The 26,019-nt window shown below is 67.1% G+C and carries 25 protein-coding genes; 18 read left to right on the forward strand and 7 right to left on the reverse strand.

The window, feature by feature from the left end:
• The first annotated feature begins 28 nt into the window (after positions 1–28).
• From HW466_RS24950 to ftsB, 6 genes are all read left to right on the forward strand, one after another.
• A complete protein-coding gene (locus HW466_RS24950) occupies positions 29–2,518 on the forward strand; it encodes a DNA internalization-related competence protein ComEC/Rec2 (protein ID WP_174905891.1) in 2,490 nt (829 codons plus the stop codon).
• Between the two features lie 134 nt (positions 2,519–2,652).
• Entirely contained in the window at positions 2,653–3,498 is an 846-nt protein-coding gene (locus HW466_RS24955) for an alpha/beta fold hydrolase (RefSeq protein ID WP_059450446.1), read from the forward strand.
• Positions 3,499–3,672: 174 nt separating this feature from the next.
• Positions 3,673–5,331, forward strand: a complete 1,659-nt coding sequence (locus HW466_RS24960) for a CTP synthase (RefSeq protein ID WP_059503475.1) — start codon at positions 3,673–3,675, stop codon at positions 5,329–5,331.
• Positions 5,328–6,182, forward strand: a complete 855-nt coding sequence (gene kdsA, locus HW466_RS24965) for a 3-deoxy-8-phosphooctulonate synthase (protein WP_040144558.1) — start codon at positions 5,328–5,330, stop codon at positions 6,180–6,182. Before HW466_RS24960 ends, kdsA begins: the two co-directional genes overlap by 4 nt.
• 106 nt (positions 6,183–6,288) lie before the next feature.
• Complete coding sequence (gene eno / locus HW466_RS24970; protein WP_011885396.1) at positions 6,289–7,572, forward strand: phosphopyruvate hydratase; 1,284 nt, start codon at positions 6,289–6,291, stop codon at positions 7,570–7,572.
• Positions 7,573–7,654: 82 nt separating this feature from the next.
• Positions 7,655–8,080, forward strand: a complete 426-nt coding sequence (gene ftsB / locus HW466_RS24975) for a cell division protein FtsB (protein ID WP_059450443.1) — start codon at positions 7,655–7,657, stop codon at positions 8,078–8,080.
• Positions 8,081–8,183: 103 nt separating this feature from the next.
• Here ftsB and HW466_RS24980 read toward each other — a convergent pair whose 3' ends face one another.
• From HW466_RS24980 to HW466_RS24990, 3 genes are all read right to left on the reverse strand, one after another.
• Positions 8,184–8,543, reverse strand: a complete 360-nt coding sequence (locus tag HW466_RS24980; protein ID WP_069229729.1) for a hypothetical protein — start codon at positions 8,541–8,543, stop codon at positions 8,184–8,186.
• 136 nt (positions 8,544–8,679) lie between these two features.
• The gene (hslO, locus tag HW466_RS24985) at positions 8,680–9,630 is read right to left on the reverse strand and encodes an Hsp33 family molecular chaperone HslO (RefSeq protein WP_059450441.1); all 951 of its coding nucleotides are present in this window, start codon (positions 9,628–9,630) and stop codon (positions 8,680–8,682) included.
• A 25-nt stretch (positions 9,631–9,655) separates the two neighbouring features.
• On the reverse strand, positions 9,656–10,180 hold the full coding sequence (locus HW466_RS24990) for a gamma carbonic anhydrase family protein (RefSeq protein WP_059450440.1): 525 nt from the start codon (positions 10,178–10,180) through the stop codon (positions 9,656–9,658).
• A gap of 145 nt (positions 10,181–10,325) precedes the next feature.
• Between HW466_RS24990 and HW466_RS24995 the strand changes: the two genes are divergently transcribed.
• From HW466_RS24995 to HW466_RS25045, 11 genes are all read left to right on the forward strand, one after another.
• On the forward strand, positions 10,326–11,183 hold the full coding sequence (locus HW466_RS24995) for a ferritin-like domain-containing protein (protein ID WP_060348725.1): 858 nt from the start codon (positions 10,326–10,328) through the stop codon (positions 11,181–11,183).
• Positions 11,184–11,387: 204 nt separating this feature from the next.
• Positions 11,388–12,278 (forward strand): alpha/beta fold hydrolase, encoded by an 891-nt coding sequence (locus HW466_RS25000; RefSeq protein WP_174905890.1) that lies wholly within the window; start codon positions 11,388–11,390, stop codon positions 12,276–12,278.
• Positions 12,279–12,359: 81 nt separating this feature from the next.
• Entirely contained in the window at positions 12,360–13,190 is an 831-nt protein-coding gene (locus tag HW466_RS25005; RefSeq protein ID WP_059450437.1) for a 3',5'-nucleoside bisphosphate phosphatase, read from the forward strand.
• Between the two features lie 72 nt (positions 13,191–13,262).
• Positions 13,263–13,895, forward strand: coding sequence for an L-threonylcarbamoyladenylate synthase (locus tag HW466_RS25010; protein WP_059450436.1), 633 nt, complete (start codon positions 13,263–13,265; stop codon positions 13,893–13,895).
• 45 nt (positions 13,896–13,940) lie between these two features.
• Entirely contained in the window at positions 13,941–14,603 is a 663-nt protein-coding gene (locus HW466_RS25015; protein WP_059450435.1) for a site-2 protease family protein, read from the forward strand.
• 8 nt (positions 14,604–14,611) lie between these two features.
• Positions 14,612–15,814 (forward strand): tryptophan--tRNA ligase, encoded by a 1,203-nt coding sequence (locus tag HW466_RS25020; protein WP_059450434.1) that lies wholly within the window; start codon positions 14,612–14,614, stop codon positions 15,812–15,814.
• Between the two features lie 9 nt (positions 15,815–15,823).
• The gene (locus HW466_RS25025) at positions 15,824–16,426 is read left to right on the forward strand and encodes a class I SAM-dependent methyltransferase (protein ID WP_151004795.1); all 603 of its coding nucleotides are present in this window, start codon (positions 15,824–15,826) and stop codon (positions 16,424–16,426) included.
• Positions 16,427–16,473: 47 nt separating this feature from the next.
• On the forward strand, positions 16,474–17,376 hold the full coding sequence (gene dapA / locus HW466_RS25030; RefSeq protein WP_059450432.1) for a 4-hydroxy-tetrahydrodipicolinate synthase: 903 nt from the start codon (positions 16,474–16,476) through the stop codon (positions 17,374–17,376).
• 111 nt (positions 17,377–17,487) lie between these two features.
• On the forward strand, positions 17,488–18,633 hold the full coding sequence (bamC, locus tag HW466_RS25035; RefSeq protein ID WP_059450431.1) for an outer membrane protein assembly factor BamC: 1,146 nt from the start codon (positions 17,488–17,490) through the stop codon (positions 18,631–18,633).
• Positions 18,634–18,637: 4 nt separating this feature from the next.
• A complete protein-coding gene (locus tag HW466_RS25040) occupies positions 18,638–19,414 on the forward strand; it encodes an MBL fold metallo-hydrolase (protein WP_151004797.1) in 777 nt (258 codons plus the stop codon).
• A 132-nt stretch (positions 19,415–19,546) separates the two neighbouring features.
• A complete protein-coding gene (locus tag HW466_RS25045; RefSeq protein WP_174905889.1) occupies positions 19,547–19,711 on the forward strand; it encodes a hypothetical protein in 165 nt (54 codons plus the stop codon).
• A 20-nt stretch (positions 19,712–19,731) separates the two neighbouring features.
• On the opposite strand, the gene HW466_RS32320 is transcribed toward HW466_RS25045, so the two are convergent.
• On the reverse strand, positions 19,732–19,977 hold the full coding sequence (locus tag HW466_RS32320) for a hypothetical protein (RefSeq protein ID WP_011657350.1): 246 nt from the start codon (positions 19,975–19,977) through the stop codon (positions 19,732–19,734).
• Between the two features lie 54 nt (positions 19,978–20,031).
• Complete coding sequence (locus HW466_RS25050; protein WP_059503461.1) at positions 20,032–21,252, reverse strand: cupin domain-containing protein; 1,221 nt, start codon at positions 21,250–21,252, stop codon at positions 20,032–20,034.
• 32 nt (positions 21,253–21,284) lie between these two features.
• Between HW466_RS25050 and HW466_RS25055 the strand changes: the two genes are divergently transcribed.
• Positions 21,285–21,833 (forward strand): FKBP-type peptidyl-prolyl cis-trans isomerase, encoded by a 549-nt coding sequence (locus HW466_RS25055; RefSeq protein WP_059464165.1) that lies wholly within the window; start codon positions 21,285–21,287, stop codon positions 21,831–21,833.
• Here the strand turns inward: HW466_RS25055 and HW466_RS25060 are convergent.
• Both HW466_RS25060 and mutS read right to left on the reverse strand, forming a co-directional pair.
• On the reverse strand, positions 21,813–23,084 hold the full coding sequence (locus HW466_RS25060; RefSeq protein ID WP_151004802.1) for a hypothetical protein: 1,272 nt from the start codon (positions 23,082–23,084) through the stop codon (positions 21,813–21,815). The genes HW466_RS25055 and HW466_RS25060 overlap by 21 nt on opposite strands.
• Positions 23,065–25,722 (reverse strand): DNA mismatch repair protein MutS, encoded by a 2,658-nt coding sequence (gene mutS, locus HW466_RS25065; protein WP_174905888.1) that lies wholly within the window; start codon positions 25,720–25,722, stop codon positions 23,065–23,067. The genes HW466_RS25060 and mutS overlap by 20 nt, the downstream gene beginning before the upstream one ends.
• Positions 25,723–26,019: the final 297 nt, after the last annotated feature.

The following is a 26,019-nucleotide window of genomic DNA, read 5'->3' on the forward strand; positions in this document are numbered from 1 at the left end:
GGCGGCGCCAGGTCGACGAGGAGGTGCGATGCGCGTGTGGTGGATCGCGTTCGCGCTCGGCGTCGTCGTGCTGCAGCGGCAGGCGGCGTTGCCGGGCATGAGCGCCTGGATTGGCGGGGCGATCATGCTGGCCGGCTGCGGCGCGTTGCTCGGATGGTGCGCGCGGCGCCGCACGACTCGCGCGCTCGTCGCGCTTCGGTGGATGCTCTGCGCCTGCGCCGCCTGCGCGATCGGATTCGGCTATGCGGCCGCACGCGCCGAATGGCGGCTGCGTGACAACCTGCCCGTCGAGTGGGAAGGGCGCGACATCATCGTCACGGGTGTGATCAGCGGGTTGCCGGTGATCGATGACACCGGCGCGCGACTGCTGCTGGCCGTCGAATCGAACGATGCGGGGCTGGCCCATTTCCCTCCGGTCATCCGGTTGTCGTGGCGCACATACGGCGCGCGCGCCGCACGCGACGCGATGCCCGATTTGCGTGCCGCGCAGCGCTGGCGTCTAGTCGTGCGACTGAAGCGCCCGCATGCCGAGGCGAATCCCGGCGTGCGCGACAGCGAGGCGACGTGGCTCGCCGCGGGCATTCGTGCGATCGGCTACGTGGTCGCGCCCGGGCGGGCGGAACTGCTCGATGCGCGTGCATCGGGATGGCGCGCGTCGATCGACCGGCTGCGCGATGCATTGCGCAACGGCATCGGTGACGCGCTCGGTAGAGACGCGCGCCATCGCGGCATCGTGACCGCGCTTGCGGTCGGCGATCAATCCGCCATCGACGATGACGACTGGCGCGTGCTGCGCAATACGGGCACGAGTCATCTGGTCGCGATTTCGGGCCTGCACGTCGGGCTCGTCGGCGCAATTGCCGGCGGGATCGTATCGTGGGTCTGGCGGCGTCTGCGCTGGCGCGGGCATGCCGCGGTGCTCGCGATGCCGGCTCCTTATGTGACTTCGGTGGCGGCGCTGACGGCGGCCGCCGGCTATGCGGCGCTTGCCGGTTTCAACGTGCCGGCGCAGCGTGCATGGTGGATGATCGCGGCCGCGGCGGCCGCCCATCTTGCCGGTCGTAGCGTGCCGACGTCCGCCGTGTTGTGCACGGCGCTTGGCGGCGTGCTGCTCGTGGATCCGTGGGCCGTGGTATCGGCCGGGTTCTGGCTGTCTTTTGGCGCGGTCGCCGTGATCCTGATGGCCGTGGCGGGCTGGCGCGCGATGCGCGACTTCGACGGCGGTGACGACCGAGGGACGGACGATGACGCCGCCATCGAGCACTGGCACCGCCTGCGCGCGTGGTGCAGGCGAGCCGGGCGCCGTGTCGCGGAGGCGACGCGCGTGCAGTACGCGGTGACGATCGGTCTCGCGCCGCTCACGGCCGCATGGTTCGCCCAGATTTCGGTATCGGGTCCGTTCGGCAATGCGCTTGCGATTCCGTGGGTCAGCGCCGTCGTGACGCCGATCGTGCTGGCCGGCATCGGGTTGCCCGCGCCGTTGGACGCGTATGCGTTCCGGCTCGCGCATGCGGCGCTCGAACCGATGATGGCGCTGCTGCGGCACCTTGCCGACTGGCCGGCCGGTGTGTTGTGGTTGCGCATGCCCGACTGGCCGGCGCTGACGCTCGCATGCGTGGGCGTCGCGTGGGTCCTGATGCCGCGCGGCTGGCCGCTGCGCTGGGTGGCGCCGATGACATGGTTGCCGCTGGTCGCGCCGGCACCCGATGCGCCGCCGCCCGGCGGCTTCCGGCTGACCGTGCTCGATGTCGGGCAGGGCGCGTCGGTGCTCGTCGAGACCGCGCGCCGGACCTTGCTGTTCGATGCGGGGCCTGGGGCCGAGTCGACCCATGCCGGTGCGCGGATCGTCGCGCCGGCATTGCGCGCACGCGGGATCCGGACGATCGATTCGCTCGTGCTGAGTCATGCGGATGCCGATCACTCGGGCGGCGCGGCGGCCGTCTACGGGGCCGCCGAGGTTCGCCAGCTGCTTGCCGGCATCGCGCCGCAGCACCGGCTGTGGCGTGACGCGCAGGCGGCCGGCGTGGCCGATCGGCTGCCGTGCGCGAGCGGGCAGCGGTGGACCTGGGACGGCGTCGCATTCACGATGTTGTGGCCGTCGCGCGCTGCCGGCGCCGCTCACTCGAACGAACGATCGTGCGTGCTGCGCATCGACGCGGGCGACACGTCGGCGCTGTTGACGGGCGACATCGACGCACGCGCCGAGCGCCGGCTGGTGCAGGATGCGCGCGACGCGCTGGCCGCGCAGATCCTCGTCGTGCCGCACCACGGCAGCCGCACGTCGTCGGTCGAGCCTTTCCTCGATTCGGTCGGGCCGCGCGTCGCGGTATTTCCTGTAGGCTATCGCAATCGATTCGGGCATCCGCACCGGACGGTCCTCGCGCGTTACGAAATGCGCGGAATCCCGCTGCCGCGCACGGATCGCGACGGGGCCGTGAGGTTCGACGTCGCCCCGGGCGGCGGTTATGCGTTCGAGCGCCATCGCGATGCGCGGCGGCGTTACTGGATGGACCGGTGAGCGGCGCGATGGCGCGGATCAAGAAAGAGAAGGCAGGAGCAGCGCTGAAGCGCCCAACTGCAGTCGACCGCGAAGCATGGGACTGGAGTAAGCGCTGAAGCGCCAACTCCAGTCGACAAAGGAGACATTGGCGTTTGAAGGACATCCTCCATTTCTCGCATGCGAACGGTTTTCCGGCATCGACGTACCGGACGATCTTCGCCGAGCTGGCAGACGACTACGAGCTGCGCTACATCGAGCGCATCGGCCACGATCGCCGCTACCCCGTGACGCGTGACTGGCCGCATCTCGTCGAGCAACTGCTCGACGACATCGGCAGCCGCTACGAGCGCCCGGTCTGGCTCGTCGGCCATTCGCTCGGCGGCTACCTGTCGCTGATGGCCGCGCTGAAGAAGCCGCACTGGGTGCGCGGCGTGGTGATGATCGATTCGCCGATCATCGCGGGATGGCGCGCCGGCGCATTGCGCGCGAGCCAATGGGCGGGGCTCGACGAGCGGCTCTCGCCGGCGGCCGCGACGCGCAAGCGGCGCACGCGCTGGGCGAGCCGCGACGAGGCCTGGCGGCACTTCCACGAGAAACCCGCATTCGCGCGCTGGGACGAGCGGATGCTGTCCGACTACATCGACTACGGCATTCCGCAGGTGGGCGCCGACGGCGAACGCGTACTCGCGTTCGATCGGCAGGTTGAATACCTGATCTACCGGACACTCCCGCATACGCTCGGTCCGCGGCTCGCGCACGGCGCGCCGGTGCCGCTCGGCTTTCTTGCCGGCACGCGCTCGCGCGAGGTGCGGCAGGTCGGGCTCGATGCGACGCGTCGCGCGGCGCGCGGGCGCATCGAATGGCTCGAAGGCAGCCATCTGTTCCCGATGGAGCGGCCGATCGAGACGGCCCGCGCATTGCAGCGGATGCTGAATTCGCTGAGAGCGGCGGAGGGCGGCGTGCCGCGCGACAGCGCGGCGCTCGCGAAAAGCGCCTGAGGCACCGGTCCGGTGCGCCGCGCCGGCGTGCGCAGTCGCGCCGACCGGCCGGCCGCTTCGCCCCGGCGCGCACGGCTGGCGCGGCACAGCGCGAAAGGGCGGGATCATCGCGTCAATTGCTGAGAGAAGGGCGGGCTTTACGGTATAATCCGTTTTTCCCGCGAGCATTCAGCGATGACCAAATATGTTTTCGTCACCGGCGGCGTAGTTTCTTCCCTCGGCAAGGGTATTGCCGCCGCCTCCCTCGCCGCGATCCTCGAATCGCGCGGTCTGAAAGTCACCCTCCTCAAACTCGATCCCTACATCAACGTCGACCCCGGCACGATGAGCCCGTTCCAGCACGGCGAAGTGTTCGTGACGGAGGACGGAGCGGAGACCGACCTCGACCTCGGCCACTATGAGCGCTTCATCAGCACGAAGATGCGCAAGGCCAACAACTTCACGACCGGCCAGATCTACGAATCGGTGATCCGCAAGGAACGCCGCGGCGACTATCTCGGCAAGACCGTGCAGGTGATCCCGCACATCACGAACGAAATCCAGGCGTTCATCGAGCGCGGGGCGGCATCGGCCACCTGCGGCGAGCCCGACGTCGCGATCGTCGAGATCGGCGGCACGGTCGGCGACATCGAATCGCTGCCGTTCCTCGAGGCCGCGCGCCAGATGAGCCTGCGCCTCGGCCGCAACAGCGCGTGCTTCGTGCACCTGACGCTCGTGCCGTACGTCGCGACGGCCGGCGAGCTGAAGACGAAGCCGACCCAGCACAGCGTGCAGAAGCTGCGCGAGATCGGCATCCTGCCGCACGTGCTGCTGTGCCGCGCGGATCGCCGCATCCCCGACGACGAATCGAAGAAGATCTCGATGTTCTCGAACGTGCCGGAAGACGCCGTGATCTCGGTGTGGGACGCCGACAGCATCTACAAGATTCCGCAGATGCTGCACGACCAGGGCCTCGACCGGATCATCTGCGAGGAACTGAAGCTGTCGCCGAAGGACGCCGACCTGAGCATGTGGTCGACGCTCGTCGAGAAGCTGGAAAACCCGAAGCACGAAGTCACGATCGGCATGGTCGGCAAGTATGTCGACCTGACCGAGTCGTACAAGTCGCTGATCGAGGCGCTGCGCCACGCATCGCTGCACACGTCGACCAAGGTCAACATCGAGTACATCGACTCGGAAGAGATCGAGACGAACGGTGTCGACAGCCTGAAGCATCTCGACGCCGTGCTGGTGCCGGGCGGTTTCGGCCGCCGCGGCACGGAAGGCAAGATCGCCGCGATCCGCTATGCGCGCGAGTCGAAGGTCCCGTACCTCGGCATCTGCCTGGGCATGCAGCTCGCGGTGATCGAATTCGCACGCGACGTCGTCGGCCTGAAGCAGGCGAACAGCACGGAATTCGATCCGGACACGCCGGAACGCGTGGTCGCGCTGATCACCGAGTGGTACGACCGCGAAGGCAAGGTCGAGACGCGCACCGAGGAATCCGATCTCGGCGGCACGATGCGCCTCGGCTCGCAACGTTGCCCGATCAAGCCCGGCACGATGGCCGAAGAGATCTATGGCAAGGACGTGAACGAGCGCCATCGCCACCGTTATGAAGTCAATAACCGCTTCGTGCCCCAGCTCGAAGCCGGCGGCCTTATCATCAGCGCCCGTACCCCGAGCGAGGATCTGCCGGAAATGATGGAGCTGCCGCGTTCGATGCACCCGTGGTTCGTCGGCGTCCAGTTCCACCCGGAATTCACGTCCACGCCGCGTGACGGTCATCCCCTCTTCAAGTCGTTCGTCGAAGCCGCGCTCGCCAACAAGCAGGCGCGTGGAGTGCAAGCATGAAGCTGTGCGATTTCGAGGTCGGTCTCGACCAGCCTTTCTTCCTGATCGCGGGTACCTGCGTCGTCGAGTCGGAGCAAATGACGATCGACACGGCGGGCCGCCTGAAGGAAATCTGCGAGAAGCTGAACGTTCCGTTCATCTACAAGTCGTCCTACGACAAGGCGAATCGCAGCTCGGGCAAGTCGTTTCGCGGCCTCGGAATGGACGAGGGGCTGCGGATCCTCGGCGAGGTGAAGCGCCAGCTCGGCCTGCCGGTGCTGACCGACGTGCACTCGATCGACGAGATCGAGCAGGTCGCGTCGGTCGTCGACGTGCTGCAGACGCCCGCGTTCCTGTGCCGCCAGACCGACTTCATCCATGCGTGCGCGCGCTCGGGCAAGCCCGTCAACATCAAGAAGGGCCAGTTCCTCGCGCCGCACGACATGAAGAACGTGATCGACAAGGCGCGCGACGCGGCGCGTGAAGCCGGTCTGTCGGAAGACCGCTTCATGGCATGCGAGCGCGGCGTCTCGTTCGGCTACAACAACCTCGTGTCCGACATGCGTTCGCTCGCGATCATGCGCGAGACGGGCGCGCCGGTCGTGTTCGACGCGACGCACTCGGTGCAGTTGCCGGGCGGGCAGGGCACGAGCTCGGGCGGCCAGCGCGAGTTCGTGCCGGTGCTCGCGCGTGCCGCGGTGGCGACGGGTGTTGCGGGCCTGTTCATGGAAACGCATCCGAATCCGGCCGAAGCCAAGTCGGACGGCCCGAACGCGGTGCCGCTGAACCGGATGGGCGCGCTGCTGGAGACGCTCGTCACGCTCGACCAGGCGGTGAAGCGCAATCCGTTCCTGGAAAACGATTTCAACTAAAGACCGAATGAACCTTGCGGCGGCTTCGCGCGTCAGTAGCGTAGGCAGTTTCGGTGCGCGTGCCGTCGCAGTTTGAAGAATCCATCGTCATTCTCAGAGGAAACCCATGAGTGCAATCGTAGATATCATCGGACGCGAGATTCTGGATTCGCGCGGCAACCCCACGGTCGAATGCGACGTGCTGCTCGAATCGGGCACGATGGGCCGCGCGGCGGTGCCGTCGGGCGCGTCGACCGGCTCGCGTGAAGCGATCGAGCTGCGCGACGGCGAAGCCGGCCGCTACAACGGCAAGGGCGTGCTGAAGGCCGTCGAGCACATCAACACCGAAATCTCCGAAGCCATCATGGGCCTCGACGCGTCGGAACAGGCGTTCCTCGACAAGACGCTGCTCGAGCTGGACGGCACCGACAACAAGTCGCGCCTCGGCGCGAACGCGATGCTGGCCGTATCGATGGCCGTCGCGAAGGCAGCGGCTGAAGAAGCCGGCCTGCCGCTGTACCGCTACTTCGGCGGCTCGGGCGCGATGCAGCTGCCGGTTCCGATGATGAACATCGTCAACGGCGGCGCGCACGCGAACAACAGCCTCGACATCCAGGAATTCATGATCGTCCCGGTGAGCCAGCCGACGTTCCGTGAAGCCCTGCGTTGCGGCGCGGAAGTGTTCCACGCACTGAAGAAGATCCTGAGCGACCGCGGCATGAGCACGGCAGTCGGCGATGAAGGCGGCTTCGCGCCGAACTTCGGCAGCAACGACGAGTGCCTGTCGACGATCCTGCAGGCGATCGAGAAGGCCGGCTACCGCGCGGGCGAAGACGTGCTGCTCGCGCTCGACTGCGCGGCATCCGAGTTCTACCACGACGGCAAGTACCAGCTCGCGGGCGAAGGTCTGCAACTGTCGTCGGCCGAATTCACCGACTACCTCGCGACGCTCGCCGACAAGTTCCCGATCGTGTCGATCGAGGACGGCATGCACGAAGGCGACTGGGACGGCTGGAAGCTGCTGACCGAGCGCCTCGGCAAGAAGGTTCAGCTCGTCGGCGACGACCTGTTCGTCACGAACACGCGCATCCTGAAGGAAGGCATCGAGAAGGGCATCGCGAACTCGATCCTCATCAAGATCAACCAGATCGGTACGCTGACCGAAACGTTCGCGGCAATCGAAATGGCGAAGCGCGCCGGCTACACGGCCGTGATCTCGCACCGCTCGGGCGAAACCGAAGATTCGACGATCGCGGACATCGCGGTCGGCCTGAACGCCGGTCAGATCAAGACGGGTTCGCTGTCGCGCAGCGATCGCATCTCGAAGTACAACCAGCTGCTGCGCATCGAGGAAGACCTCGGCGATATCGCGAGCTACCCGGGCAAATCGGCTTTCTATAACCTGCGCTAACGCGCTACTATCGGGTTCGTCATCTCGACGCCGCTCTGTGCATGTCGCGCGGAGCGGCGCTTCTTATATCTGCGTCTCCTACATGCGGCTTGTCACTGTCGTCCTGATTGCGTTGCTGGCGCTCATTCAGTACCCCCTATGGTGGGGACACGGCGGCTGGTTGCGGGTGCACGAATTGCGCCAGCAGCTCGGCGACCAATTGCAGAAGAATGCGGACGAGAAGCTGCGCAATGAACGGATCGCGGGCGAAGTGCAGGATCTGCAGAGCGGTACCGCGGCGATCGAGGAGCGTGCGCGCTACGAGATGGGCATGGTGAAGGACGGCGAGGTATTCGTGCAGTTCGTGTCGCCGAATGCGCCGGCCGCGCCGCTGAACAACACGCCTTCGAGCACGTCGACACGCGGTACGGTGTCCGCGGCGCCCGTGCGTGTCGTGCCGAACCCGCAATCGATCGCGAAGCCGTCGCGGCATCATGGCGGCGAGAAGGGCAAGGCCGCGCATCACTGAGCGCGGGAGTCCGAACCATTGAAAAAGCGCGGGAAATACCGCGCTTTTTTATTTCCTGCCGGTCGTCAATCGAGCCGGTCGGGCCGGTCGATGCGATCGCGCATCACCACCACCAGCCCGGATACCCGTAGCCATAGCCGATCCCGGTGCCCCATCGGTTTCCCCAGCCGCCGCCGTAATAGCCGCCGTAGACCGTCACGGGGGGCGGCGAGTAGTACGACCACGCGCGCGCGGCGGCTTCGGCGGCCATCGCATCGTTCTGCTCGCGCAGCACCTGCCGGTCGATTTCGTCGTAGCGTTTGCGCTCCGCACTCGACAGTGCGGGCGGCTGGCCGCCCGATGCGCCCGGTTCGGGCAGGCGGCTCAGGATCGTCGACGAAGGCGGCTGCACCGCGCAGCCGGCGAGGGCCAGCGTGCCGGCTGCGGCACTGGTCAGGACGAAGGTGCGAAACGGGCGATTCATGTGTTTCTCCAGCAGCGCGCCGACAGCGGAAAGCGGCTCGCGCCGAAGGCGTGACCTCCGGCGCCGGGCCGTGCGCGCGACGCTCGTGCGTCATTATGCGCCCGCGCGCGCATGACGAGCACGGGCGCGCCGCGCCTCAGTGGCGCTGGTCGGTCGCGGGCGTGATGCCGGCCGCGAGCTCCGGCGCGGCGAACAGTTGTGCAACGTCGACCGGATCGAACTCGTAGCGCTGATTGCAGAACTCGCAATGGATCTCGACGTGACCGCGCTCGACGATCACGCTGTCGACTTCCTCGCGACCGAGCATGCGCAGCATCGCGCCGACCTTCTCGCGCGAGCACGAACACTGGAAGCGCGTGCCGGCCGGGTCGAAGTGCTGCACGTTTTCCTGCCAGAAGAGCCGGCGGAACACGACTTCCGGTTCGACCTCGAGCAGTTCCTTCGCGGACAGCGTGCCGCCTAGCGTGCAGACGCGCTCCCACGTGTCGGCGTCGGTCTCGGCGTTGCGCGGCACGATGCCACCGTCGCCCGGCAGTTTCTGCAGCAGCATGCCGACCGCGCGGTCGCGATCGGCCGCGAGCCACAGCCGCGTGTCGAGCTGCTCCGAGTGGTGCATGTAATGCTCGAGCACTTGCGACACCGATTCGAGCGGACCATCGATGCCGTTCAGCGGCACGATGCCTTGATAAGGCTGCTGGCCCGGCAACTTCTCGGCCGGGTCGAGCGTGATCACGCAGCGGCCGTGGCCGCTCGCGTTGACGAGCGACGCGAACTGCATGTCGTCGCCGATCGTCTGCGCGGCGTCGCCGGCGAACTTGGCCGTCGCGCGCATCGACAGGTCCGAGCTGCACTGGACGACCAGCATCTGGACCGGCCCGTCGCCGAAGATCTGCATGATCAGGGTGCCGTGAAATTTCAGGTTCGCGGACAGCAGCGCGCACGCGGCCATCATCTCGCCGAGCACCGTGCGCACCGGGGCAGGGTAGTCACGGCGGGAAAGCACCTCTTGCCACGTGTTGCGCAGCGACACGATTTCGCCGCGCACGGGTGCCGAATTGAACATGAATTTCTGTAACTGGTCGCTCACTCTTGTTCCTTGAAATCCGCGCGAATCAGCCGATCCGCACGAGTTGCTCCTTGAAATGCGCGCGTCGTTCGACGTACGTCTTCGCATTTGCGCGCAGCCGCGCGATGTCGTCTGCCGACAGCTCGCGCACGACTTTCGCCGGGGCGCCGAGAATCAGCGAATTGTCCGGGAACGTCTTGCCTTCCGTCACGACCGCGCCCGCACCAACCAGACAGTTGCGGCCGATCACCGCTCCATTCAAGACCACCGCCTGAATCCCGATCAGCGAACCTTCGCCGATCGTGCACCCGTGCAGCATCGCCTGATGCCCGATCGTCACGTTTTCGGCAATCGTCAGAGGAAAGCCGGGGTCCGTATGCAAGACTGCGCCTTCCTGGACGTTACTGCCGGCACCGACCGTGATCGTCTCGTTGTCGCCGCGAATCGTCGCGCCGAACCATACGCTCGCGTTTTCCTCGAGCACGACCTTGCCGATGATGGCCGCCGTGTCGGCGACGAATACGCTTTCGTGGATCGTCGGGGCCGTTTCGCCCAGTTTGTAGATCGTCACGGAGTCTCCTGGTCTCTTCGATGATGGGCGCCGGTAGAATGGCGCGTCTGGCGTGCCGGGCGCATTGCGTGACGGCACAAACGCATATTGTAAACCGTCGCGTGCATGCGCTCTCGCGATGCGCGCGGGCGGTGCCCCCGTTTCGATGAACATGGAGCCTTCTTCCTTGATGGCTGCGCCGCACTGCGTGCGCAGCGGCGCGCTCGACGCGCTGCGGATGTCCGAGCCGGCCGCGAAAGCCGCGCGCGTCCGCGCGCTGCATCACGCGCTGCTGGCCGGGCAGGCCGCGATCGCGCCGACGCTCGATCTGGACGAACCGGCCGACTTGCCGGGCCGTCCGGCGCGCCCGCCGCTCGTCGAGCCGCGCCAGCTCGAGCGGCGCAGCATGCGCTCGCCCGAGGGGCGCGCAGTGCTGCTGCACGCGCTCGCGCATATCGAATTCAACGCGATCAACCTCGCGCTCGACGCCGTGTGGCGCTTCGCCGGGATGCCCGACGCATTCTATGCGGACTGGCTGAAGGTCGCGGCCGAGGAGGCCCATCACTTCATGCTGCTGTCGGAGCGGCTTGCCGAATTCGGGCATGCGTACGGTGATTTTCCCGCGCACAACGGGCTGTGGGAGATGTGCGAGCGGACCAAGGCCGATGTGCTTGCGCGGATGGCCCTCGTGCCGCGCACGCTCGAGGCGCGCGGGCTCGACGCATCGCCGCCGATCCGGGCGCGCCTTGTCCAGGCGGGCGACGACGCGTCCGCGGCGATCCTCGACGTGATCCTGCGCGACGAGATCGGCCATGTCGCGATCGGGAACCGCTGGTTCCGGTACCTGTGCGACGAGGCAGGCCGCGATCCGGTGCCGGCGTACCGCGAGCTTGCCGCGCAGTATCACGCGCCACGGTTGCGCGGCCCGTTCAATTTCGACGCGCGTCGCACCGCCGGATTCGAGCAGGCGGAGCTCGACGAGCTCGCCGCGCAGGACGCGCCGCCGGGCAAGGCGGCGGGTTAGGGCGTCCAAAGGCGCCGCGGGCTTGCAGCGCGCGGGCGGAGGCCGCCGCGGCGCAGACCTCGCGCATCCGGACAGCGGCATGTCGGCGGAGCCCGACGTGCCGATTCCACCCGCCATCGCTAGAGAGCGGCCTCGACTGCCGGGCGCCGGAACGGCAGCGCCATCGTTATAATCGAACGACCATTCTTTTTTCTGGCGGCTGCAATGAGTGCATCGAGTTCTGTTTCCGATTTCGTCACGGTGCGCGGCGTCAAGCTGCATGTGCGGCGCTGGGGCCGGCCCGATGCGCCGACGCTGTTCATGCTGCACGGCTGGATGGACGTCGCGGCATCGTTCCAGTTCGTCGTCGACGCGCTCGCGGGCGACTGGCAGGTGATCGCGCCGGATGCGCGCGGCTTCGGCCTGTCCGACTGGCCGGTCGCGCGGCAGGGCGGCGGTCATTACTGGTTCCACGAGTACCTGGGCGATCTCGATGCGCTCGTCGATCACTATGCGCCCACTGGCGAAGTCAATCTGGTCGGGCACAGCATGGGGGCGAACGTCGTATGCCTGTACGCGGGCGCGCGCCCGGAGCGGGTGCGGCGCGTGGTCGACCTCGAAGGGTTCGGGCTTGCCCCGGCGCGGGCCGAGGAGGCGCCGCGCCGGCTGCGCGGCTGGCTCGACGAGTTGCGCGAGCCGCCCGTGCTGCGCCCGTATGCGTCGCTCGACGACGTGGCCGCCCGGCTGATCAAGACCAATCCGCGGCTCGATCCGCGCCGCGCCGCGTTCCTCGCCGCGCACTGGTCGAAGCGTGGCGACGACGGCCTCTACCACCTGCTGGCGGACCCCGCGCACAAGATGGCGGGCCCGCAGCTGTACCGGCTCGACGAGGTGATGGCGGTCTGGAAGCAGGTGCGCGCGAAGGTGCTGCATGTCGAGGCCGTCAATTCGCCGACGCTCGCGTATCTCGCCGGCGACATCCCGCTGCCGGAGTTCAAGGCGCGCTTCGACGCGTTTGCCGACTGGCGCGAGAAGCTCGTCGAGGATGCCGGCCACATGGTTCATCACGACCAGCCGGAGCAGATCGCGGCGCTGATCGAGGCGTTCTGCGCGTAGGCCGGCGCCGGGGCGGCGGATCGGGCGGACGGCGCAATTGCCGCATTGCAGTAGAATGAAGCTTCACCTGCCATGCCGACAATGAACGCTGATCTCCACTGCCATTCGAATGTTTCCGACGGGTTGCTGTCGCCTGCCGACGTCGCGCGCCGCGCCCATGCCGGCGGCGTGACCCTGTGGGCGCTGACCGACCACGACGAGATCGGCGGTCAGGCGGCGGCACGCAGCGAAGCGGAGGCGCTCGGGATGCGCTACCTGAGCGGCGTCGAGATTTCGGTCACGTGGGCGTCGCGTACCGTGCATATCGTCGGGCTGAACATCGATCCGTCGAACCCGACGCTCGTCGACGGTCTGTACCGCACGCGTCATGGCCGCGCCGCTCGTGCGCGGGCGATTGCCGCGCAACTCGAGACGCTCGGCATTCCCGGCGCGTACGAAGGCGCGCTGAAGTACGTATCGAATCCCGACCTGATCTCGCGCACTCACTTCGCGCGCTTCCTGGTCGAGAACGGCCATGCGGAATCGACCTCCGACGTGTTCGACCGCCTGCTCGGTGACGGCAAGCCCGGGTTCGTGCCGCACCGCTGGGCGACGCTGTCCGACGCCGTGACATGGATTCGCGCGGCGGGCGGCGAGGCCGTGGTCGCGCATCCGGGCCGCTATCGCTACACGCCGGTCGAATTCGATGCGTTCTTCGGCGAATTCATCGATCTCGGCGGCCGCGCGATTGAGGTCATCACGGGCAGCCATACGCCCGACCAGTACCGCGAATACGCGGACGTCGCGCGCCGCTTCGGTTTCGAAGCATCGTGCGGCTCGGATTTCCATGCGCCGGGCGAGGGCCGTATCGAGCTCGGCAGCCTGCCGCCGTTGCCGTCCGACCTGAAACCGCTCTGGGAGCGCTGGCTCTGACGTAGCGCGGCCGCTTGCCGCCGGCGCTGCCGCCGAGGCGCGCATCCGACTTCTCCCTCTTTACGTGTCCCCATGTCCCAGTTCTTCAGGATTCATCCGGATAATCCGCAGCCGCGCCTGATCAAGCAGGCCGCGGACATCGTCAGCAAGGGCGGCGTGATCGCAATGCCCACCGATTCGAGCTACGCGCTCGCGTGCCACCTCGACGACAAGGACGCGGTCGAACGCGTGCGCCGCATCCGTGGCCTCGACGAGAAGCAGCACCTGTCGCTGCTCGTGCGCGACCTGTCGGAACTGGCCAACTTCGCGATGGTGGACAACCGTCAGTACCGGCAAATCAAGTCGGTGACGCCGGGCCCGTACGTGTTCATCCTGCAGGCGACGAAGGAGGTGCCGCGCCGGCTGTCGCACCCGTCGCGCAAGACGATCGGGTTGCGCGTGCCCGATCACGCGATCACGCTCGCGCTGCTCGAATCGCTCGGCCAGCCGCTGCTCGGCACGACGCTGATCCTGCCGCCCGACGACGAGCCGCTCAACGATCCCGACGAGATTCGCGCGCGGCTCGAGAAGCAGGTGGATCTCGTGATCGACGGCGGCGCTTGTCCGCGCGAGCCGTCGACGGTGATCGACCTGACGGGCGACGAGCCGCAACTCGTGCGCGCGGGGCGGGGCGCACTCGAACCGTTCGGCCTTTCGGCCGCGTAAGCGCCATTCATTTTTGCGCGAGTGCGCTTGTTACAATAACGCGATATGGATGCTTCCCTGATACAGACCATCGCCGTCTACGCGCTGCCCGTGATCTTCGCGATCACGCTGCACGAGGCCGCGCACGGCTATGCCGCGCGCCTGCTCGGCGACAACACCGCCTACATGATGGGGCGCGTGTCGTTCAATCCGATGCGCCACATCGATCCGCTCGGCACGATCGCGATCCCGCTCGCCATGTATTTCCTGACGGGCGGCGCGTTCCTGTTCGGCTACGCGAAGCCGGTGCCGGTATCGTTCGGCAATCTGCGCAACCCGCGCTGGGGCAGCCTTTGGGTATCGCTCGCCGGCCCGGCCTGCAACTTCGTGCAGGCGCTGATCTGGGGCGTGCTCACCATCGTGCTGGCCGCTGCCGGCATCGACGAACCGTTCTTCACGCGGATGGCCTACGCAGGCGTCAGCGCGAACCTGGTGCTCGGCGTGCTGAACCTGTTTCCGCTGCCGCCGCTCGACGGCGGCCGCATCCTGGCGGCGCTGCTGCCGCCGAAGCAATCGATCGCGCTGTCGCGCATCGAGCCGTACGGTTTCATCATCGTCCTCGTGCTGGTCATGACGGGCGTGCTGACGAATTTCTGGCTGCGTCCGCTCGTGAACGCCGCGGCCGGCGTGCTGAGCGCCATCCTGTCTCCCTTCGCCTCGCTTTTCTAACGACAATCATGTTCCCAGATCGTATTTTCTCCGGCATGCGACCCACCGGGTCGCTGCACCTCGGCCACTACCACGGCGTGCTGAAAAACTGGGTGAAGCTGCAGTCCGAGTACCCGTGCTTCTTCTGCGTGGTCGACTGGCATGCGCTGACGACGCACTACGAAACGCCCGAGGTCATCGAGAAGAACGTGTGGGACGTGCTGATCGACTGGCTCGCGTCCGGCATCGATCCCGCACAGGCGACGCTGTTCATCCAGAGCAAGGTGCCCGAGCATGCGGAACTCGCGCTGCTGCTCGGCATGAGCACGCCGCTCGGCTGGCTCGAACGCGTGCCGACCTACAAGGAGCAGATGGAGAAGCTGAAGGACAAGGACCTGTCGACCTACGGCTTCCTCGGCTACCCGGTGCTGATGGCGGCCGACATCCTGCTGTATCGCGGCTCGCTCGTGCCGGTCGGCGAAGACCAGGTGCCGCACGTCGAGATGACGCGCGAGATCGCGCGCCGCTTCAACTATCTGTACGGCCGCGAGCCGGGCTTCGAGGAGAAGGCGCTCGAAGCCGCGAAGAAGCTCGGCGGCAAGCGCGCGAAGCTTTATCACGAACTGCGCAATGCGTACCAGCAGGAGGGCGACGACGAGGCGCTCGAACAGGCGCGCGCGATGCTGCAGGAGTCGCAGAGCCTGTCGATGAGCGACCGCGAGCGCCTGTTCGGCTATCTCGAAGGCGCGCGCAAGATCATCTTGGTCGAGCCGCAGGCGCTGTTGACCGAAGCGTCCCGGATGCCGGGCCTGGACGGCCAGAAGATGTCGAAGTCGTACGGCAACACGATCGGCCTGCGCGAGGACGCGGAGACGATCACGAAGAAGGTGCGCACGATGCCGACCGACCCGGCGCGCGTGCGCCGCACCGATCCGGGCGATCCCGACAAATGCCCGGTGTGGCAGCTGCATCAGGTCTACACGGACGAAACGACGCACCAGTGGGTGCAGAGCGGCTGCCGCTCGGCAGGCATCGGTTGCCTCGACTGCAAGCAGCCGGTCGTCGAAGGGATTCTGCGCGAGCAGCAACCGATGCTCGAGCGCGCGCAGAAGTACATGGACGACCCGTCGCTGCTGCGCGCGATCGTCGCGGACGGCTGCGACAAGGCGCGCAAGCACGCGGTCGAGACGATGCGCGACGTGCGCGAGGCGATGGGCCTGTCGTACACCTGAGCCGACGGCATGCGCGAACCCGTCATTGCCGCCGCGGGCGGTCACGTCGCCCAGACCGAACCGTCGCGCTGGGTCGCCCGCTGGTCGCGGCTCGTCCCGGCCGGTGGGGCGGTGCTCGACGTCGCGGCGGGCGGCGGCCGTCATGCGCGCTGGTTTGCTTTGCGCGGGCATCCGGTCGTCGCGCTCGATCGCGATGCTGCGGCGCTGGCCGCATTGCGCGCGATTCCCGGCGTCGACGCGCGTGACGCCGATCTCGAGGGTGCCCCCTGGCCGCTGCCGGCCGGTGCGTCGTTCGCGGCGGTGGTCGTCACCCATTATCTGCATCGCCCGCTCTGGCCCCGACTGCTCGACGCGGTGGCGCCGGGCGGCGTGCTGATCTACGAAACCTTCGCGCAAGGAAACGAAACGGTCGGCAAGCCGTCCAATCCGGCATTCCTGCTCGCGCCGGGCGAGCTGCTGGACGCGGTGCGCGGCGCGCTGCGGGTGGTCGCGTACGAGGACGGATTCGTCGCCGCGCCGCGCGAAGCGTTCGTGCAGCGCATCTGCGCGGTACGTGAGCACGCGACCCCGACGGCGGGGGCGGGAATTCCACGTTACGAACTGCCCGGCTAATCCGCTACAATCTCAACGTTTACCGGTACATCAATCAATCGCGTTTCATGGCTAACGGCACCCAAGACGGCATTCAAATCCGCGGCAGCATCCCCGCGATCGTCACCCCGATGCTCGAAGACGGCAGTCTCGACCTGCCGGCGTTTCGCAAACTGATCGACTGGCACATCGCGGAAGGCACCGACGCACTCGTCGTGGTCGGCACGAGCGGCGAGTCGGCAACGCTCAACGTCGAAGAGCACATCCTGATGATCCGCACGGCGGTCGAGCATGCGGCGAAGCGCATCCCGATCATCGCGGGCGCGGGCGGCAATTCGACCGCGGAGGCGATCGAGCTGACGAAGCACGCGAAGGCCGTCGGCGCCGACGCCACGCTGCAGGTCGTGCCGTACTACAACAAGCCCACGCAGGAAGGGATGTACCGGCACTTCAAGACGATCGCCGAGGCGGTCGACCTGCCCGTGATCCTGTACAACGTGCCCGGCCGGACGGTCGCGGACATGGCGCACGAGACGACGCTGCGCCTCGCGCAGGTGCCGGGCATCATCGGCTTGAAGGACGCAACCGGCAACATCGACCGCGCCGCGCACCTGATCAAGGCCGCGCCGAAGCATTTCGCGATCTACAGCGGCGACGATCCGACCGCGATCGCGCTGATGCTGCTCGGCGGCCACGGCAACATCTCGGTGACGGCGAACGTCGCGCCGCGCGCGATGAGCGACCTGTGCCGCGCGGCACTGGCCGGCGACGTCGCAACGGCGCGCGAACTGCACATGAAGCTGCTGTCGCTGCACAAGAACCTGTTCGTCGAGGCGAACCCGATTCCGGTGAAGTGGGCGCTGCAGGCGATGGGCAAGATGCAGGGCGGCATCCGCCTGCCGCTCACGCCGCTCGACGAGCGCTGTCACGATGTCGTGCGTTCGGCCCTCGTCGAGGCCGGCGTCCTCTGATGCCCGGGCGGCCGCGTCCTGCGGCCGCCGGCTCGACTCCTCATCAACCCGCACCGGCCGGCTCCGTCCGGCGCCGCTCCTGACGAGCGTTCTAGCAAGACGAAGGATTTCATGAAACGTTTCGCCTTTTCCTCTCGCGCCATCCAGGTTTCGGTGGTGGCGCTGGCGCTGGGCGCGCTCGCCGGCTGCGATACGCTGAACGATTATCTGGCCCCTGACCGGGTCAACTACAAGGACACGGGTTCGGCGCCGCCGCTCGCGGTGCCGAGCGACCTGAAGCCGGTGCCGACGACCCAGCAGTTCGTCGCGCCGCCGAGCAACGCCGGTCTCGGCACGCTGCCGCCGCGGGCGACGACCGCGGCCGGTAACGCAACCGACGGCGTCCCGAGCGCGCAGGATCCGCTCGGCATGCACATCGAACGCGACGGCGACCGCCGCTGGCTCGTCGTGGACGGGCGCACGCCCGAGCAGCTGTGGCCGATCCTGAAGGAATTCTGGCAGGAGAACGGCTTCTCGCTGAAGACCGACGCACCGTCGACCGGCATCATGGCCACCGACTGGGCGGAGAACCGCGCGAACATTCCCGACGACTGGTTCCGCCGCACGATCGGCAAGGTCATCGACTTCGCGTACTCGTCGGGCACGCGCGACCGTTTCCGCACGCTCGTGAACCGCACGCCGGACGGCAACACCGACATCTCGATCACGCACAGCGCGATGGAGGAAATGATGGTCGGCCCGCAGGGCGGCACGTCGTCGCGCTGGGAGGAGCGTCCGCGCAACCCGGTGCTCGAGGCCGTGTTCCTGTCGAAGCTCATGCAGAAGTTCGGCCTGAGCGATGCGCAGGCGAAGCAACTGCTGACCGATGCGCGCCCGGCGACGGCGCCGGCGCAGGTCAGCGATACGAGCAGCGGCGCCGCGACGCTGCAACTGGCGGAATCGTTCGACCGTGCGTGGCTGCGCGTCGGTCTCGCGCTCGACCGCACCAACTTCGCGGTCGACAATCGCGATCGCGAAAAGGGCCTGTACACGGTCCGTTACGCGAACACGATGGAAGAGCTCAAGCGCGACGGACTGTTCGGCAAGCTGTTCTACGGCGGCCCGTCGGCGGCCAAGCCGGGCAAGGAATACCTGGTCAACGTGCGCGCGCAGGGCAGTGGCGGCACGCAGGTCGCGGTGGTCGACGCGAACGGCAATGTCGACAACTCGTCGGACGCGCAGCGGATCATTTCGCTGCTGCACGCCCAGCTGAACTGATCGCGTGCGCTTCGCCAGCCTCGGTAGCGGCAGCGAAGGCAACGCGCTGGTCGTCGAGGTCTCGAGTGGCACGACGACCACCCGCGTGTTGCTCGACTGCGGTTTTTCCGCGAAGGAGGTCGAGCGCCGCCTCGGCCGCCTGAATCTCTGCATCGACGATCTCGATGCGATCCTCATCACCCACGAACATAGCGACCACGTCGGCAGCGCGCTCACGCTCGCACGGCGCGGGTCGCTGCCGCTCTACATGAGCTGGGGCACGGCGCGCGCGGTGGGTGCGGACGAAGCCGATGTCGACCTGCACGTGTTGTGGGGCGACGAGACGGCCGCGATTCGCGATCTGGCCGTGATGCCCTACACGGTGCCCCACGATGCGCGGGAACCGCTTCAGTTCGTCTTCATGGACGGTTGCCGCCGGCTCGGCGTGCTGACCGACGTCGGGATGGCCACGCCGCATATCACGGCCGTTCTGAGCGGTTGTGACGCGCTGGTGCTCGAATCCAACCACGATACCGCGATGCTTGCAGGGAGCCGCTATCCGCAGTCGCTGAAGGCGCGGATCGGCGGCAACCATGGCCACCTGAGCAACGAAGCCGCCGCGGGCATCCTCGCCTCGCTGGAGCGCAGCCGCCTCCAGCACTTGGTCGCGGCGCACCTGAGCCAGCAGAACAACCGGCCCGAACTGGCCCGCCAGGCGTTGGCCGGCGTGCTGGGGACGGACGGGGAGGGTGTGGTCGTGGCCACGCAGGACGCGGGCTTCGACTGGCTGACGCTCGGCTGAGCGCACGCAGGAGGGCGGCTGGGAGGCGTCCGCGCCGGCCACCTGCCCGCCGAGATCCGCAGGATCGACGGACGTAAAAAAACCGGCCCTTCGGGCCGGTTTTTTTTTCAGCTGATGCCGAGGCTTACTGGCTTGCGCCCGAAGCCGGAGCAGCCGTCGCTGCCGAAGCAGCCGACGCCACAGCAGCAGCTGCGTCGCTCGCAGCAGCAGCTGCCGACGAAGCAGCTGCCGAAGCGTCGCTCGCAGCACCAGCAACTGCCGAAGCAGCCGACGAAGCAGCAGCCGATGCGTCGCTAGCAGCCGACGAAGCAGCTTGATCAGCGCTCTTGTTGCAAGCAGCCAGTGCAACAGCAGCCAACAGGGAAGCTACGAGGAGGGATTTCTTCATGATCACGTCCTTTTATGGTTAAAGGTAAGCAACAGCGCGAAACAATACCGGTAATGTGCTCCAACACCGACCTGGGCCGCTGGTGGAGACGCACTTCTAGAGCGTGAATCTTCCCTACGGCTTGGGCGGAAATTATATGCACTTTCCTATCGACCGTCGACAAATGCGGGGTCAATACGTTGTCTTTCCCATACAGAATTTGATCTGCACGGGCATACGGGGCGACTCACTAAATCCGGTTTCCGACCCGTATCCAGCCCGCACAATACCACTCGTGCAGCAAGGCTGTCATTGAGGGAACCCGGGATAGTGTTACAAACCGTTTCGCCTCCATGTGACGCAGATTCGCCAATTCGGGCAGCCATTCGCTGGCCTGCTCGAGTGGTTCTTCCTCGCCATTCACGAAGTACGAGCGCGCGTTATACATCAATGCGGTCCGTCTGTCGAGATATATGCCTCGGCGCGACGCCTGCGCGACGAACGCGGCCTCCGACATCGGGCGCGCCGGCGGCTCGAATACGACGTTCGATTTGGGTTCGCTCAGGTAGCAGCCGAGGAATTCGGCGATGTCGCGCTTGCGCCAGCGGATCGCATCGACGATCTCGGCGACGCGTTCGACCATCGCCGGCGGCAGTTGCGCAGGGGTGTCGACCGCCGGCTGCTTCGGGTCGCGATAAAGCGCGTCACCGCGCTCGTCGCGCAGGCCGCCGCGTTCCGCGAGGTAGTACAGGAATTGCGCGCCCAACTCGCCGGCGGATGGCGCCCGAAAGCCGATCGAGCAGGTCATGCATTCGCCTTCGGCCACGCCGTCGTGCGCGATGTGCGGCGGCAGGTACAGCATGTCGCCCGGCTCCAGCACCCATTCGTCGCTCGGCTCGAAATGCTCGAGGATCTTCAGCGGGACGCCTGGCTGCAGCGACAGGTCCTTCTGCGCGCCGATGCGCCAGCGGCGCCGACCTTCGACCTGCAGCAGGAAGACGTCGTACGAGTCGAAGTGCGGGCCGACGCCGCCGCCATCGGTCGCGTACGAAATCATCAGGTCGTCGAGGCGTGCGTCCGGGATGAAGCGGAAGCGGTCGAGCAGCGCGCGCGCCGCGTCGACGTGCAGGTCGAGCCCTTGCACGAGCAAGGACCAGCCCTTGCGCGAAACGGCGGGCAGTGCACCCGGTTCGAACGGACCGTGGGCCAGTTGCCACTTGTTACGAAAATGGGTGATCAGTCGCGATTCGGCGTCATAGTCGGCTGCCAGCTCGAACAATGCGTCGCGCGTGACGGGCGGCTTCACGCCGGGGATCGCCTGGCGGATCAGCAGCGGTTTCTTCTGCCAGTAGCGGCGCATGAATTGCGCCGGCGAGAGGCCGCCGAGCAGCGGCGTGGGAAGATCGGAGGGCGGCGCGCCGAGCGGGGCGGCAGCGGCATCCCGCGGTTCGGCTTGAGACCGGTTGCGCATCGTATAATGAGACTTGTATTTGGGAGAATTGGATGAAAATCGCAAAAAACACCGTCGTGTCGGTCGCTTACAAGCTGTCGGATGCGCAAGGCAATCTGATCGAGGAAAGCGACGAGCCGATGGTTTATCTGCACGGCGGCTATGATGGCACGTTCCCCAAGATCGAGGAACAGCTCGACGGCCAGGAGCCTGGTTACCAGGCGCAGATTCAGCTCGAGCCGCAGGACGCGTTCGGCGACTACGATCCCGAACTCGTGAAGATCGAGCCGCGCGATCGTTTTCCCGAGCCGATCGAAGTGGGCATGCAGTTCGAAGGCACGCCGGAAGACGGCGACGAGGAAGTGGATTCGCTGATCTACACGGTCACCGACATCGCCGAAGACAAGGTCGTGCTCGACGGCAACCACCCGCTTGCGGGCATGGCGCTGCGTTTTGCGCTGACGGTCAAGGACGTTCGCGAAGCGACCGAGGACGAGATCGAGCATGAGCACGCGCATGGCGCGGAAGGCCTCGAGATCGTCGACGAGGACGAAGACGAGGACGAAGACGGCGACGCGCCGTCAGGGCGTACCCTGCACTGAGCTGGCAGGCTGGCCGGGCGCCGGCCCTGAAGAAGGGGGCGGCGCGGGCCACGAAGCGCTGCCTGGCGTCGTGCCGTCGCCCTGCAACGGCGGCGCGACGGATGACGAGTCGGGCAGTGCCGGCAAGGCCGGGATCTCCGGCATTTGCGGCAGCGGGACCTCGTCGCGCGGCGCCGCCGGCAGTGCGGGCGGAGTCGGCAGATTCTTCGGGACGTCCTGCAGGCTCACGTTGAAGATCGTCTGCCGTGCCGGCGACACGTTGACCTTCACCCACTGATTCGCCGCATGACGCGGACCGATCGCGACGCGCGTCACATTTCCCACCAGCACGCCATCGTCCGCATGCAGCGGGCGGTCGATCAGGAAGCCGTTCGCAAGCGGCTCGCTGCTCGCGTGCATCACGAGAATCGGGCCGCGGAATGTCGCCGCCGCCTTCACCAGCGTTCGTTTCAGTTCACGGAAGCCGTCGCGCACGCGCGGCCGGTTGAAACGCAACCACGCAAAGCGTTCGGCGCGTTCATAGCGATCGAACTGCGGATCGCCTTCGAATATCACCACCATCGCGCGCGCTTCGCGCCGCTTCGCGTATTCGGCCGCGTGGTCGATCCAGAAGCCGTTCGCGATGATGCGATCCTCGAATTCGCCGTTTCTGCCGCCGGCGGTCAGGTAGTGATTGTTCGGTGCCGGTACGTTCAGCGCGACGTAGACGACGTCGTCATGCAGCCAGCGTGCGTTTTCGCGATAAGGGCGGAACCGGGCGACTTCGCTTTCGCGGGTGATCTGCAGCGCGCCGGGGTCGGGCAGCGCCGCGTCGGCCAGCAGCGTCTGACGCAGGAAGTCCAGGCGTTCGACCGGATCGTAGTTGCCGCCGGCTGCCGTGTTGCACGATACCCAATCGTCGTGGCCGGGAATGAACACGAGCGGCACGCGCGATGCGCCCAGGATCGCGCCGCGCTGCGTATACAGCGAGTCGCGGCACGCTTCCTTCGCGCCCTTGATGTTGCCTGCATAGACGACGAAGGCCACATTGCGCTCGCGCGCGATCGATTCGAACAACCGCTGCGCGGCCGGCTCGTCGGCGCTCGCGTCGATCACGCCCGACACGACCGCGAACGAGTAGGGGGCGCCGCCGCGTTTGGGCGGCGCGGCCAGCGCGCCGGCCTGCGCCAGCGCGAGCACCCCCGCGGCCAGTGAGGCCGCGGCGCGGGCCGGCCAGCCCGGCGGGCGGCGTTTATGCGTGCCCGTCGGCATCGTGCGAGCGGACGAGCGTGCGCAGTTCGTACAGCAGGTCGAGCGCCTCGCGCGGCTTGAGGTCGTCGGGATCGATGCTGCGCAGCTTTTCAAGTGCCGGATGCGGGACGTCGGACGTGGCCGGCGCATCCGCGCATTCGAATTCGTCCGCCGTGGCCGACGGCGCGCTGAACAGGTCGAGCTGCGGCGTATGCTGCGTGGCCGATTGCTGTTCGAGATACGCGAGATGCTTGCGCGCGGCGCGGATCACCGGTGCCGGCACGCCTGCGAGCTGTGCGACCTGCAGCCCGTAGCTCTGGTTCGCCGGGCCTTCGTTGACCGCATGCAGGAACACGATGCCGTGGCCATGCTCGACGGCAGACAGATGGACGTTGGCCGCTTGCGGGAATTCGGCGGGCAGTTGCGTCAGCTCGAAGTAGTGCGTCGCGAACAGCGTGTAGCAGCCGTTGTGCGCGAGCAGATGACGCGCGATGGCCCATGCGAGCGCGAGGCCGTCGAACGTCGACGTGCCGCGGCCGATTTCGTCCATCAGCACGAGGCTCTGCGGTGTCGCGTCGTTCAGGATCGCAGCCGCTTCGGTCATCTCGACCATGAAGGTCGATCGGCCGCCGGCGAGATCGTCGGCCGCGCCGATTCGCGTGAAGATCCGGTCGATCGGGCCGAAGCAGGCCGACTTCGCCGGCACGTAGCTGCCGACGTACGCCATCAGCGCGATCAGCGCCGTCTGTCGCATGAAGGTCGACTTACCGCCCATGTTCGGGCCGGTGATCAGCAGCAGTTTGCGCTCGGCGCCGAACCGGCAGTCGTTCGCGATGAACTGCTCGACCTGCGCTTCGACGACGGGGTGGCGGCCCTGTTCGATTTCGATGCCGACTTCGTCGGTGAAGGTGGGCGCGACCCAGTCGAGCGTGCGGGCGCGCTCGGCGAATGCGGCGAGCACGTCGAGCTCCGCGAGCGCCGACGCGACACGCTGGCACTCCGGGATGAACGGCAGCAGTGCCTGCAGCACCCCGTCGTACAGCGCGCGCTCGCGCGCCAGCGCGCGCTCCTGCGCGGACAGCGCCTTGTCCTCGAAGGTCTTCAGTTCAGGCGTGATGTAGCGCTCTGCATTTTTCAGCGTCTGGCGACGGCGATAGTCGTCGGGCACCTTGTCGGTCTGGCCGCGCGTGACCTCGATGTAGAAGCCATGCACCTTGTTGTATTCGACGCGCAGGTTCGCGATGCCCGTGCGCGTACGCTCGCGTGCCTCGAGATCGATCAGGAACTGCCCGCAGTTCTCGGAGATGTCGCGCAGCTCGTCGAGCTCCGCATCGTAGCCGCGCGCGATCACGCCGCCGTCGCGCACCATCGCGGCAGGCTCGGGGGCGATCGCGCTCGTCAGCAGGTCCAGACATTCGGCGGGCGGCGCGAGCGCCGCGTCGACGCGCGCGAGCGCATCCGCGTTCGCGACGATCGCGCTGATGCGTTCGCGCAGCGCGGGTAGCGCGGCGAACGTGTCACGCAGGCTCGACAGGTCGCGCGGGCGCGCGGACAGCAGCGCGAGACGCCCGGTGATCCGCTCGACGTCGGCGATCTGGCGCAGCGCGCTGCGCAGTGCGTCGAGGCTCGCGTTCGCAGGCGCATCGAGCAGTGCGCCGATTGCCTGCTGGCGTGACTGCGCGGCGACGGACGCGCGCGGCGGGTGATGCAGCCAATGACGCAGCAGGCGGCTGCCCATCGTCGTGCAGCAGGTATCGAGCAGCGAGTACAGCGTGGGCGATTCGGTGCCGCGCAGCGTTTCGGTCAGTTCGAGGTTGCGGCGCGTCGCCGGATCGAGGCCGATATATTCCGTTTCGTTCTCGACCTTCAGGCTGCGCACGTGACGCAGTTGCTGGCCCTGCGTCGCGGCCGCGTACAGCAGCAGCGCGCCGGCGGCCCCGCATGCGCTCGTCAGCGAATGCGCGCCGAAGCCGTCGAGGCCGGCGACGTCGAGCTGGTCGCACAGGCGCTGCGTGCCGGCCGCGATGTCGAAATGCCATGCGGGCACGCGCTTGATCGCACCGGCGCCTGCGGGCACGGCGTCGGTTGTGCCATCCGCCGTCAGGATCTCGGCCGGCCGGATGCGCTCGAGCGCGGCGCCGAGCTGGTCGGGTTCGATTTCGGCGAGCCGCAGCGCACCGCTCGCGAGATTCAGCCACGCGAGGCCGATATTGACCGCGACGCCGCGCTTGTTGTGGCCGGTGCACATCGCGAGCAGGTAGACGTCGTTCTTGTCGGACAGCAGTGCCGCGTCGGTCAGTGTGCCGGGCGTGACGACGCGCACGACCTTGCGTTCCACCGGACCTTTCGACGTGGCGGGGTCGCCGATCTGCTCGCAGATTGCGACCGATTCGCCCATCTTCACGAGCTTCGCCAGATACTGTTCGACCGCGTGATGCGGGACGCCGGCCATCTTGATCGGCGTGCCGGCCGATGCGCCGCGTTGCGTGAGGGTCAGGTCGAGCAGGCGCGCCGCTTTCTCCGCATCCTCGAAGAACAGCTCGTAGAAGTCGCCCATCCGGTAGAAGACGAGCGTGTCGGGGTGATCGGCCTTGATGCGCAGGTATTGCTGCATCATCGGGGTGTGGCCAGCAAAGGCCTCGGGCGACAGCGTGGTCATAGATCCGGCGAAAGTTGTTGCTTGAGTTGCCCGAGTTTACCAGTGGCTCCGACGATTCCGGTCGAAGATGGCCGATAGGCCAGTAGATCGCGCGCAACGATCGCGTGTCAGGCGATGAATCCGGCTCCCGCTGCCTCGCCGGTCGGATGGTTTCAAGCGAAGCGTCGATGGCACGCTCGCTCGGCCTGCGACAACAGGCGAATTCACTCGCCTGTACGCAACGTGGTGAGAATCATCGATTCCGCCACGCGACGCCAAAGGGAAATCCGGCCACGCGCAGCGATCGATCTGTACAGT

It is taken from the genome of Burkholderia territorii, assembly GCF_902833055.1.
In the GTDB taxonomy this organism is placed as follows: domain Bacteria; phylum Pseudomonadota; class Gammaproteobacteria; order Burkholderiales; family Burkholderiaceae; genus Burkholderia; species Burkholderia territorii.